Raw genomic sequence first — 11,074 nt, 5'->3', positions numbered from 1 at the left:
CTAGGAAACTAGCCGCAGGCTGTACTTGAGTACGGCAAGGCGACGTTGACGTGGTTTGAATTTGATTTTCGAAGAGTATTAGATTTGTTCAGCGATGACCTTTTCAGCTAGATTCATAGCGTGGTCAGACACTCGAGTGTAGTGGGAAACAATATCGATAAAGTTGACCCCAGCTTGCGTTGAACACTCGCCCTTGTTGAGGCGTTTGATGTGGGTCTTTCTGAGAACACGTTCCATATTGTTGATTTCTTTATGGCGTTCAATCAGACTTTGAGCTTTTTCAATATCATTGTTTTCCACGCTGTCAAGGGCATCCTTGATAAAGCCAGTGGTCTTTTGATAGATATCAGCTAATTCCTGCAAAGCAGCTTCAGAGAACTCAACATTTTTACGTTGAAGATAGTCGGTCAGATTGATTAGAGCTTCTGCGTGGTCCCCAATCCGTTCCAAATCACGGGATGAATCCAGGATGTTGGTGAGCACTTCACTTTCTTTCTGGCTAAGGGCCTCGCTTGAAAGAGTAATCAGGTAACGAGTCAATTTTTCATCAATGGTATTGATGGCTTCTTCCGTCTTGTGGCCTTTTTCAGCAACCTTTTCATTGAGGTCAATGATGTAGTTGTATGAAAGGTCAAAGGCTTTGGAAGCATAATTTCCCAAGTGAAGGAGTTCTTTCTTCGCATTTCCGAGAGCGATTGATGGAGCTTGTTTAATCAAATGCTCATCAAGATACAGTGGCTCGTACTTGACAACTTCGTCTTCACCAGGAATGAGCTTGGTTACAAAGTAGGCCAAGGCTCCGATGAATGGAAATTGTACAATGGTGTTACTTACGTTAAAGGCACCGTGAGAAAAGGCAATGGTCATCTCAGGTGAGAGGTGAAGGAGTGCCTGGAAGTACTCAATCATAGACGTAAATGGGCCTAATAAGATTAAGCAAAGAATGGTTCCTAAAACGTTAAAGGTAACGTGGGTTGCAGCAACGCGTTTCGCAGAGACATTGGCTCCAGCTGCCGCGATGATAACTGTTAGGGTTGTCCCGATATTATCACCGAAGAGAACAGGTAGCGAACCTTTAAGGTCAAGGAATCCACCTGCATAGAGACCTTGCAAAATCCCGATTGTCGCAGAAGAAGCTTGGATGAGGACGGTAATCACTGCACCGGCAAAAACTCCCAACACAGGATTTTGTCCCAAGGTTACCATGTATTCCTTGAATTGTGGTAAATCTTTAAGAGGACTCATACCGGCACTGATGAGGTTTAGAGCATAGAAGATTCCCCCTACACCAAACAGGATGCGCCCGATATTGTTTGCTGTTCTATTTTTGGTAAAGAAGAGGAACATGGTTCCAAGGAAAATCAGGGGTAAAGCATACTCACCAAGCTTGAAACCGATGATAAAGGAAGTAACGGTGGTTCCGATGTTGGCTCCCATGATAATTCCGATAGCCTGTCTAAGAGTGAGAAGACTAGCGCTGACCAGTCCAACCGTGATAACTGTAACCCCTGTACTTGACTGAATCAGGGCAGTCACGACAATTCCGACTAAAACACCTAAAAAGGGATTGCTAGTGTACTTGTCAATGTAAAAACGAAGGCGATCTCCAGCAGCTTGTTGCAAACCGTCTCCCATGGTCTTGATACTATATAAGAATAGTCCCAGACCACCTAAAAAGTGAAATAAAATTTCCTGCCAATTAATGGACATTTCTTTTTCCTCCGAAAAATAATAACGGAATTTCTCCTATTCTATTTTAAAGGATAAAAGTAAATCTAACAAGTGTTAAGCTAAGATTTTAGAAAGAAAATTCGTTAGAAAAAGCAAAAATAATATACTCTAGCATGCCACAAAGATTAAATATCGAAAAATCTTGTGAAATCTTTCCTTATATTTCCAAAGTGTGATATAATAGTTTCGAATAAAATAAATAAAGGGGTTTTTGTAACATGGCAAAACTTACTGTTAAAGACGTTGACTTGAAAGGTAAAAAAGTCCTCGTTCGTGTTGACTTCAATGTACCATTGAAAGATGGCGTAATCACTAACGACAACCGTATCACAGCAGCTCTTCCAACTATTAAGTACATCATCGAACAAGGTGGACGTGCAATTCTTTTCTCTCACCTTGGACGTGTGAAAGAAGAAGCTGATAAAGCTGGAAAATCACTTGCTCCTGTAGCAGCAGACTTGGCAGCAAAACTTGGTCAAGATGTTGTGTTCCCAGGTGTCACTCGTGGTGCTGAATTGGAAGCGGCAATCAACGCTCTTGAAGATGGACAAGTTCTTTTGGTTGAAAACACTCGTTACGAAGATGTTGACGGCAAGAAAGAATCTAAAAACGATCCTGAACTTGGTAAATATTGGGCATCACTTGGAGATGGTATCTTCGTAAACGATGCGTTCGGTACAGCTCACCGTGCACACGCATCTAACGTTGGTATCTCAGCAAACGTTGAAAAAGCAGTTGCTGGTTTCCTTCTTGAAAACGAAATTGCCTACATCCAAGAAGCAGTTGAAACTCCAGAACGTCCATTTGTGGCTATCCTTGGTGGTTCAAAAGTTTCAGACAAGATCGGTGTTATCGAAAACTTGCTTGAAAAAGCTGATAAAGTCCTTATCGGTGGTGGTATGACTTACACATTCTACAAAGCACAAGGTATCGAAATCGGTAACTCACTTGTAGAAGAAGACAAATTGGATGTTGCGAAAGCTCTTCTTGAAAAAGCAAACGGCAAATTGATCTTGCCAGTTGACTCAAAAGAAGCAAACGCATTTGCGGACTACACTGAAGTGAAAGACACTGAAGGTGAAGCAGTGGATCCAGGCTTCCTTGGTTTGGACATCGGTCCAAAATCTATCGCTAAATTTGACGAAGCTTTGACTGGTGCGAAAACAGTTGTATGGAACGGACCTATGGGTGTATTTGAAAACCCAGATTTCCAAGCTGGTACAATCGGTGTGATGGACGCTATCGTGAAACAACCAGGAGTTAAATCAATCATTGGTGGTGGTGACTCAGCTGCCGCAGCGATTAACCTTGGCCGTGCAGACAAGTTCTCATGGATTAGTACGGGTGGTGGAGCATCAATGGAACTTCTCGAAGGTAAAGTTCTTCCAGGACTTGCAGCCTTGACAGAAAAATAAGATTTTATAACTAAATCAAAGAAGAGAGGGATGAAAGTTCCTCTTTTCTTTTGCTTAAAATAAAAACGCTTCCTCTCAACTATTGCTCATAAAATCAGCCAATTTATGATAAAATGGAAATAGAAAGTTGAGATTATGAGTTATTTTAAAAAATATAAATTCGATAAATCCCAGTTCAAACTTGGTATGCGAACCTTTAAAACAGGTATTGCTGTTTTTCTAGTTCTCTTGATTTTTGGCTTTTTTGGCTGGAAAGGTCTTCAAATCGGTGCTTTAACAGCGGTTTTTAGTCTGAGGGAGAGTTTTGATAAGAGTGTCCATTTTGGGACTTCGCGTATTCTAGGAAATAGTATCGGTGGCCTCTATGCATTGGTCTTCTTCCTATTAAATACCTTTTTCCACGAGGCTTTTTGGGTGACCTTGGTAGTTGTTCCAATCTGCACCATGTTAACCATTATGACAAATGTAGCCATGAATAATAAAGCAGGGGTTATTGGTGGTGTAGCAGCTATGTTAATCATTACCCTATCGATTCCGAGTGGGGAAACAATTTTGTACGTGTTTGCGCGTGTATCAGAAACTTTCATGGGAGTTTTTGTCGCAATTCTCGTAAATTACGATATTGATCGTATTCGGCTCTTTTTAGAGAAAAAAGAAAAATAATGTTACATTTTATAACATTATTAATTGACGTTTGTCTTTTTTTAGACTATAATAGACAGAAAGAAGGAAATTGTAAATGAAGGAAAAAGAATTTCGCCGAAATATGGCTGTTTTTCCTATCGGCAGTGTTATGAAGTTGACCGATCTATCGGCGCGTCAGATTCGTTATTATGAAGATCAAGAGTTGATTAAGCCTGATCGAAACGAAGGGAACCGTCGCATGTATTCCTTGAATGACATGGATCGTCTGCTTGAAATCAAAGATTATATCTCTGAAGGTTATAATATCGCTGCCATTAAGAAAAAATATGCTGAACGTGAAGCGAAATCCAAGAAAGCGGTGAGTCAGACTGAGGTGCGTCGTGCACTTCACAATGAACTCCTCCAACAGGGTCGCTTTGCTTCAGTACGGTCACCTTTTGGTCGCGGTTAGGCAACCGCAAGTAGTCATACATTAAGGAGAAAACTCATGCCAATCACAGCTGCAGATATTCGTCGTGAAGTCAAGGAAAAAAATGTTACCTTTATCCGTCTCATGTTCTCAGATATTTTGGGGACTATGAAGAACGTCGAAATTCCTGCTACAGATGAACAGTTAGATAAAGTCTTGTCAAACAAGGCTATGTTTGATGGATCTTCTATCGAAGGTTTTGTACGTATCAATGAGTCGGATATGTACTTGTACCCTGACTTGGATACATGGACAGTCTTCCCTTGGGGAGATGAAAATGGAAGTGTTGCAGGTTTAATCTGTGATGTCTATACAACAGAAGGTGAACCATTTGCAGGTGACCCTCGTGGCAATTTGAAACGAGCTCTTCGTCACATGGAAGAAGTAGGATTCAAATCTTTCAACCTTGGACCAGAACCAGAATTCTTCCTATTTAAGTTGGATGAAAATGGTGACCCAACGCTTGAAGTAAATGACAAGGGAGGCTACTTTGATTTGGCGCCTACTGATCTTGCGGACAATACACGTCGTGAGATTGTCAATGTCTTGACCAAAATGGGATTTGAAGTAGAAGCCAGTCACCACGAGGTTGCGGTTGGACAACACGAAATTGATTTTAAGTACGATGAAGTCCTCCGTGCTTGTGATAAGATTCAAATCTTTAAACTCGTTGTTAAAACCATTGCTCGCAAACATGGGCTTTACGCAACCTTTATGGCTAAACCAAAATTTGGTATTGCTGGATCAGGTATGCACTGTAATATGTCCTTGTTTGATGCAGAAGGAAACAATGCCTTCTTTGATCCAAATGATCCAAAAGGAATGCAGTTGTCTGAAACGGCCTACCATTTCCTTGGTGGTTTGATCAAACATGCCTACAACTATACTGCTATCATGAACCCAACGGTTAACTCATACAAACGTTTGGTTCCAGGCTATGAAGCGCCTGTTTATATTGCTTGGGCTGGCCGTAACCGTTCGCCACTTGTGCGCGTGCCTGCTTCACGTGGCATGGGAACTCGTCTAGAGTTGCGTTCAGTGGACCCAATGGCAAACCCATACATCGCTATGGCGGTTCTTTTGGAAGTCGGTTTGCATGGTATTGAAAATAAAATCGAAGCACCAGCTCCTATCGAAGAAAATATCTACATCATGACAGCAGAAGAGCGTAAGGAAGCTGGTATTACAGACCTTCCATCAACTCTTCACAACGCTTTGAAGGCTTTAACAGAGGATGAGGTTGTCAGAGCAGCTCTCGGAGAACACATCTATACTAGCTTCCTTGAAGCCAAACGAATCGAATGGGCAAGTTATGCAACCTTCGTTTCACAATGGGAAATTGATAACTATTTAGATCTTTACTAATATAGAGGAAAGATTGCCTGAGGGTAGTCTTTTTTCTTGTGTTTTATATCGAGGTGTGATATGTTTTATATAACGAGGTGCGATATATCGAACTAAATAGGAGGTGGATATAAATGGAATTACCGGATAAGATTCGTCGTGTTTATCTTCCGATGACGGAAACGGGTTTTTATATCTTGTTCTGTCTGCAAAAAGAACGTCATGGTTATAGTATTACGCAAAAGGTCAAGGAGATTACAGATTCGCAAATCTTGATTAGTCCTGGAACTATGTATGGAACCTTGTCAAAGATGGAAAAGGATGGTTTGATTTCCTTTGTCCGCGAAGAGGAAAAGCGTAAAATCTATCAGATTACAGACTTGGGACGAAAAGTCTTAGATATTGAATTGAAACGTATTGAACGGCTCTATAGAAACAGTCGGGAGGAAGGATGATGGAAAAGAAGGTTGTTTATAGAATTGCTACCATTGCGGATTATGATAGAGAGGCTTTATATCTTAGAAAAATGCATGCTGAGGGCTGGCAACTCAAGGAAGTGACCTACTCTAACTTAGTAGTTGCGGTTAAGTATACTTTTGAAAAGTGCCAACCGGAGCAGGTGTCTTATCAGTTGGACTTTTATCCTATGAACAAATCAGAGAGAGCCTCCTATTTACAATTATTTAAAGACTGTGGCTGGGAGTATATTACAGACTTTAATGGTTTTTCCTACTTTAGAAAACTTCATTCTGGAATTGAGTCGGATGCCGAGTTTGAAATTTATAATGACGCGGCTGGGAAGTTAGCTATGGTGAAACGGATTTTAACGAGGCGGATGCTTCCTATTTTGCTTCTCTTTTTAGCTCTACTACCGGTTTTCACAAAGTTTGTCACTGGAGGTAGTTCTTTCAGTTGGGAAATGTTTTTGATTGTTATAATAGATGGTGTTTTATTGATAGTCCATGCGATTCAGATTTCTTATATTTTTTGGAGATTGAGTCAAAAGTGGAAAGAATTATCTAATAAATAACACCAGGCATGTTTTCTAATTTTGGGGTAAGATAATGAATAGCAGAGTAGAATTTCGGATTTTCACCATTGTTGATTTGGATAAGGAAGAAGAATATTTACATGAGATGCATTTGAAAGGTTGGAGGTATAGAACGAGTCGTTTTGGTTTGTTCTATTTTGACCAATGTCAACCAGACGATGTCATCTACTGTATCTATGATTCTAGATTTCTTAAAAAATATAAGCATGAATTGCAAGATTTTAGAAATAGAGGTTGGGAATTGATAGGAGCAGGTTCTTGTTCGATTCTTCGTAAATCGTCTTCTAATTTACTTCCAGAGGATCAAGCCTATATGAGTAAGGGGCTCAGATGGGAAGTTATGCGATCTAGACTTCGTTCCTGTACAGCTACTTTCTTAGGTGGTTTGGTTGTTTGTATGAGTTTATTTAAAGAAGAACTTTCTATGTCTTTCTTCGTTATTTTTCTTTTATATGCTTTTCTGATTTCTTATTTAATTCTTGGTTATTCAAGACTTAAAAGGAAATACCAAGTAGATGGAAGGTAAGGTTCTAGGTCTTTAGACTGATTTTTAGCACTCTTGGTAAAAGAGTGCTAATTTTTTGAGTTTTTATCTTGACATTCTCTCCTAAGGGTGTATAATAGAATCATGAGTTAGCACTTGAGTGTATCGAGTGCTAATTGATCAGACAGAGAGGAGTGATGAGATGGTTACAGAGCGTCAGCAGGATATTTTAAATCTAATCATTGACATCTTTACCAAAACGCACGAACCTGTCGGATCCAAAGCCTTGCAAGAGTCTATTAACTCTAGCAGTGCAACCATTCGTAATGACATGGCGGCTCTAGAAAAGCAAGGTTTGCTTGAGAAGGCTCATACTTCAAGTGGTCGGATGCCAAGTGTTGCTGGTTTTCAGTACTATGTGAAACACTCACTGGATTTTGATCGACTGGCTGAAAATGAGGTTTATGAGATTGTCAAAGCCTTTGATCAGGAATTCTTCAAATTGGAGGATATTCTGCAAGAGGCTGCTAACCTGCTGACAGACCTGAGTGGCTGTACGGTAGTAGCACTGGATGTTGAGCCTAGCAGGCAACGTTTGACAGCCTTTGATATCGTTGTTTTGGGGCAACATACAGCCTTGGCAGTATTTACCCTAGACGAGTCTCGAACGGTTACCAGTCAGTTTCTGATTCCAAGGAACTTCTTGCAGGAGGATTTGCTGAAGCTGAAGAGCATCATTCAGGAACGTTTCCTCGGCCACACCGTTTTAGATATTCACTACAAGATTCGGACAGAGATTCCGCAGATTATCCAGCGTTACTTTACAACAACGGACAATGTTATCGATCTCTTTGAACATATCTTTAAGGAAATGTTCAACGAAAACATTGTGGTGGCGGGCAAGGTCAATCTCTTGAATTTTGCCAATCTAGCAGCCTATCAGTTTTTTGATCAACCGCAAAAGGTGGCTCTGGAGATTCGTGAGGGGTTGCGTGAAGATCAGATGCAAAATGTCCGAGTTGCGGACAGTCAAGAATCCTGCCTAGCTGACCTAGCGGTGATTAGTAGCAAGTTCCTCATTCCTTATCGGGGAGTTGGAATTCTAGCCATTATCGGTCCAGTCAATCTGGATTACCAACAGCTAATCAACCAAGTCAATGTAGTCAACCGTGTTTTGACCATGAAGTTGACAGATTTTTACCGCTACCTCAGCAGTAATCATTACGAAGTACATTAAGATTGAAATCATTAAAGGAGGCGAAAATGGCCCAAGATATAAAAAATGAAGAAGTAGAAGAAGTTCAAGAAGAGGAAGTTGTGGAAATAGCTGAAGAAACAACTCCTGAGAAGTCTGAGTTGGACTTGGCAAATGAACGTGCAGATGAGTTCGAAAACAAATACCTTCGCGCTCATGCAGAAATGCAAAATATCCAACGCCGTGCCAATGAAGAGCGTCAAAACTTGCAACGTTATCGTAGCCAGGACTTGGCAAAAGCGATTCTCCCTTCTTTGGATAACCTTGAGCGTGCACTCGCGGTTGAAGGTTTGACAGACGATGTCAAAAAAGGATTGGAAATGGTGCAAGAAAGCTTGATTCACGCTTTGAAAGAAGAAGGAATCGAAGAAATCGCAGCTGACGGTGAATTTGACCATAACTACCATATGGCTATCCAAACTCTCCCAGCAGACGATGACCACCCAGCAGATACCATCGCCCAAGTCTTCCAAAAAGGCTACAAACTCCATGACCGCATCCTACGCCCAGCCATGGTGGTTGTTTATAACTAGGCTAGATAGCTTAAAAAAACTTGTCCGAAACGACAATAAACTATGAAGAAAGATAAGAGGCAAGCCGGAGGCTTGCAAGGAAGATATTTCCCACCGTGGTGAAAGTTTCAGTAGCTTCTGCTACTGAAACAGGGGATTTTTGAGACAATAGGCTCAAAAATAAGTGATGAAATCCCGTAGGGAGTTGCTCACGTCCCCACCACTTAAGGGAAATATCAAAAAATCAAAATTCGAATTAAAATTTAAGGAGAAAACACATGTCTAAAATTATCGGTATTGACTTAGGTACAACAAACTCAGCAGTAGCAGTTCTTGAAGGAACTGAAAGCAAAATCATCGCAAACCCAGAAGGTAACCGCACAACTCCATCTGTAGTATCATTCAAAAACGGCGAAATCATAGTTGGTGATGCTGCAAAACGCCAAGCAGTTACAAACCCAGATACAGTCATCTCTATCAAATCTAAAATGGGTACTTCTGAAAAAGTTTCTGCAAATGGTAAAGAATACACTCCACAAGAAATCTCAGCTATGATTCTTCAATACTTGAAAGGTTATGCTGAAGACTACCTTGGTGAAAAAGTAACTAAAGCAGTTATCACAGTTCCAGCTTACTTCAACGATGCTCAACGTCAAGCGACAAAAGACGCTGGTAAAATCGCTGGTCTTGAAGTAGAACGTATCGTCAACGAACCAACTGCAGCCGCTCTTGCTTACGGTTTGGACAAGACTGACAAAGAAGAAAAAATCTTGGTATTTGACCTTGGTGGTGGTACATTCGACGTCTCTATCCTTGAATTGGGTGACGGTGTCTTCGATGTATTGTCAACTGCAGGGGACAACAAACTTGGTGGTGATGACTTTGACCAAAAAATCATCGACCACTTGGTAGCAGAATTCAAAAAAGAAAACGGTATTGACTTGTCTACTGACAAGATGGCAATGCAACGTTTGAAAGATGCAGCTGAAAAAGCGAAGAAAGACCTTTCTGGTGTAACTTCAACTCAAATCAGCTTGCCATTTATCACTGCAGGTGAAGCTGGACCTCTTCACTTGGAAATGACTTTGACTCGTGCGAAATTTGACGACTTGACTCGTGACCTTGTAGAACGTACAAAAGTTCCAGTTCGTCAAGCCCTTTCAGATGCAGGTTTAAGCTTGTCAGAAATCGACGAAGTTATCCTTGTTGGTGGTTCAACTCGTATCCCAGCCGTTGTAGAAGCAGTTAAAGCTGAAACTGGTAAAGAACCAAACAAATCAGTAAACCCTGATGAAGTAGTTGCTATGGGTGCTGCCATCCAAGGTGGTGTGATTACTGGTGATGTCAAAGACGTTGTCCTTCTTGATGTAACACCATTGTCACTTGGTATCGAAACAATGGGTGGTGTCTTCACAAAACTCATCGACCGTAACACAACAATTCCAACATCTAAATCACAAGTCTTCTCAACTGCGGCAGACAACCAACCAGCCGTTGATATCCATGTTCTTCAAGGTGAACGCCCAATGGCGGCAGATAACAAGACTCTTGGACGCTTCCAATTGACAGATATCCCAGCTGCACCTCGTGGAATTCCTCAAATCGAAGTAACATTTGACATCGACAAGAACGGTATCGTGTCTGTTAAGGCTAAAGATCTTGGAACTCAAAAAGAACAAACAATTGTCATCCAATCTAACTCAGGTTTGACTGACGAAGAAATAGACCGCATGATGAAAGATGCAGAAGCTAATGCTGAAGCAGATAAGAAACGTAAAGAAGAAGTTGACCTTCGTAACGAAGTAGACCAAGCTATCTTTGCGACTGAAAAGACAATCAAGGAAACTGAAGGCAAAGGATTCGACGCAGAACGTGACGCTGCCCAAGCTGCCCTTGATGACCTTAAGAAAGCGCAAGAAGACAATAACTTGGACGACATGAAAGCAAAACTTGAAGCATTGAACGAAAAAGCTCAAGGCCTTGCTGTTAAACTCTACGAACAAGCCGCAGCAGCCCAACAAGCTCAAGCAGGAGCAGAAGGTGCACAAGCAACAGGAAACGCAGGCGATGACGTCGTAGACGGAGAGTTTACGGAAAAATAAGATGCAAATCCCGTTAAAACCTCACAGTGAAAATAGGAAATCTGACGCAGAAACTTTAGTTTCTAG

General features: G+C 41.1%; 11 protein-coding genes. 10 read left to right on the top strand and 1 reads right to left on the bottom strand.

Going from position 1 to position 11,074, the window contains the following annotated elements:
- Positions 1 to 78: 78 nt before the first annotated feature.
- Positions 79 to 1,710, bottom strand: a complete 1,632-nt coding sequence (locus N8M09_RS06665) for a Na/Pi cotransporter family protein (protein WP_033676213.1) — start codon at positions 1,708 to 1,710, stop codon at positions 79 to 81.
- A 239-nt stretch (positions 1,711 to 1,949) separates the two neighbouring features.
- Here N8M09_RS06665 and N8M09_RS06660 point away from each other — a divergent pair, with 239 nt between their 5' ends.
- The 10 genes from N8M09_RS06660 to dnaK all read left to right on the top strand — a co-directional run bounded on the left by N8M09_RS06660 (position 1,950) and on the right by dnaK (position 11,008).
- A complete protein-coding gene (locus N8M09_RS06660; protein WP_120770569.1) occupies positions 1,950 to 3,146 on the top strand; it encodes a phosphoglycerate kinase in 1,197 nt (398 codons plus the stop codon).
- A 135-nt stretch (positions 3,147 to 3,281) separates the two neighbouring features.
- Positions 3,282 to 3,809: an FUSC family protein gene (locus N8M09_RS06655; RefSeq protein WP_000119915.1), complete on the top strand. Its 528-nt coding sequence runs from the start codon at positions 3,282 to 3,284 to the stop codon at positions 3,807 to 3,809.
- 76 nt (positions 3,810 to 3,885) lie between these two features.
- Positions 3,886 to 4,242, top strand: a complete 357-nt coding sequence (gene glnR / locus N8M09_RS06650; RefSeq protein WP_000659548.1) for a transcriptional repressor GlnR — start codon at positions 3,886 to 3,888, stop codon at positions 4,240 to 4,242.
- A gap of 36 nt (positions 4,243 to 4,278) precedes the next feature.
- A complete protein-coding gene (gene glnA, locus N8M09_RS06645) occupies positions 4,279 to 5,625 on the top strand; it encodes a type I glutamate--ammonia ligase (protein WP_001122886.1) in 1,347 nt (448 codons plus the stop codon).
- 113 nt (positions 5,626 to 5,738) lie between these two features.
- On the top strand, positions 5,739 to 6,059 hold the full coding sequence (locus N8M09_RS06640) for a PadR family transcriptional regulator (RefSeq protein WP_261064646.1): 321 nt from the start codon (positions 5,739 to 5,741) through the stop codon (positions 6,057 to 6,059).
- A complete protein-coding gene (locus N8M09_RS11235; protein WP_314726057.1) occupies positions 6,059 to 6,634 on the top strand; it encodes a DUF2812 domain-containing protein in 576 nt (191 codons plus the stop codon). Before N8M09_RS06640 ends, N8M09_RS11235 begins: the two co-directional genes overlap by 1 nt.
- A gap of 34 nt (positions 6,635 to 6,668) precedes the next feature.
- Positions 6,669 to 7,181 carry a DUF2812 domain-containing protein gene (locus tag N8M09_RS06630; RefSeq protein WP_261064645.1) on the top strand — a complete coding sequence of 171 codons (513 nt, stop codon included), beginning with the start codon at positions 6,669 to 6,671 and terminating at the stop codon, positions 7,179 to 7,181.
- 160 nt (positions 7,182 to 7,341) lie between these two features.
- A complete protein-coding gene (gene hrcA, locus N8M09_RS06625; RefSeq protein WP_000255759.1) occupies positions 7,342 to 8,376 on the top strand; it encodes a heat-inducible transcriptional repressor HrcA in 1,035 nt (344 codons plus the stop codon).
- Between the two features lie 26 nt (positions 8,377 to 8,402).
- On the top strand, positions 8,403 to 8,927 hold the full coding sequence (grpE, locus tag N8M09_RS06620) for a nucleotide exchange factor GrpE (RefSeq protein ID WP_261064644.1): 525 nt from the start codon (positions 8,403 to 8,405) through the stop codon (positions 8,925 to 8,927).
- A gap of 257 nt (positions 8,928 to 9,184) precedes the next feature.
- Positions 9,185 to 11,008, top strand: a complete 1,824-nt coding sequence (dnaK, locus tag N8M09_RS06615; RefSeq protein ID WP_000034661.1) for a molecular chaperone DnaK — start codon at positions 9,185 to 9,187, stop codon at positions 11,006 to 11,008.
- Positions 11,009 to 11,074: the final 66 nt, after the last annotated feature.

It is taken from the genome of Streptococcus mitis (assembly GCF_946190375.1).
GTDB classification, from domain to species: Bacteria; Bacillota; Bacilli; order Lactobacillales; family Streptococcaceae; genus Streptococcus; species Streptococcus mitis_CJ.
This window is presented reverse-complemented; position numbering and strand designations above follow the sequence as displayed.

Bases quoted from the DNA above. Each gene is read 5' to 3' on its own strand.
- N8M09_RS06665 (WP_033676213.1), bottom strand. From the start codon at position 1,710: ATGTCCATTAATTGGCAGGAAATTTTATTTCACTTTTTAGGTGGTCTG.
- N8M09_RS06660 (WP_120770569.1), top strand. From the start codon at position 1,950: ATGGCAAAACTTACTGTTAAAGACGTTGACTTGAAAGGTAAAAAAGTC.
- N8M09_RS06655 (WP_000119915.1), top strand. From the start codon at position 3,282: ATGAGTTATTTTAAAAAATATAAATTCGATAAATCCCAGTTCAAACTT.
- glnR (WP_000659548.1), top strand. From the start codon at position 3,886: ATGAAGGAAAAAGAATTTCGCCGAAATATGGCTGTTTTTCCTATCGGC.
- glnA (WP_001122886.1), top strand. From the start codon at position 4,279: ATGCCAATCACAGCTGCAGATATTCGTCGTGAAGTCAAGGAAAAAAAT.
- N8M09_RS06640 (WP_261064646.1), top strand. From the start codon at position 5,739: ATGGAATTACCGGATAAGATTCGTCGTGTTTATCTTCCGATGACGGAA.
- N8M09_RS11235 (WP_314726057.1), top strand. From the start codon at position 6,059: ATGGAAAAGAAGGTTGTTTATAGAATTGCTACCATTGCGGATTATGAT.
- N8M09_RS06630 (WP_261064645.1), top strand. From the start codon at position 6,669: ATGAATAGCAGAGTAGAATTTCGGATTTTCACCATTGTTGATTTGGAT.
- hrcA (WP_000255759.1), top strand. From the start codon at position 7,342: ATGGTTACAGAGCGTCAGCAGGATATTTTAAATCTAATCATTGACATC.
- grpE (WP_261064644.1), top strand. From the start codon at position 8,403: ATGGCCCAAGATATAAAAAATGAAGAAGTAGAAGAAGTTCAAGAAGAG.
- dnaK (WP_000034661.1), top strand. From the start codon at position 9,185: ATGTCTAAAATTATCGGTATTGACTTAGGTACAACAAACTCAGCAGTA.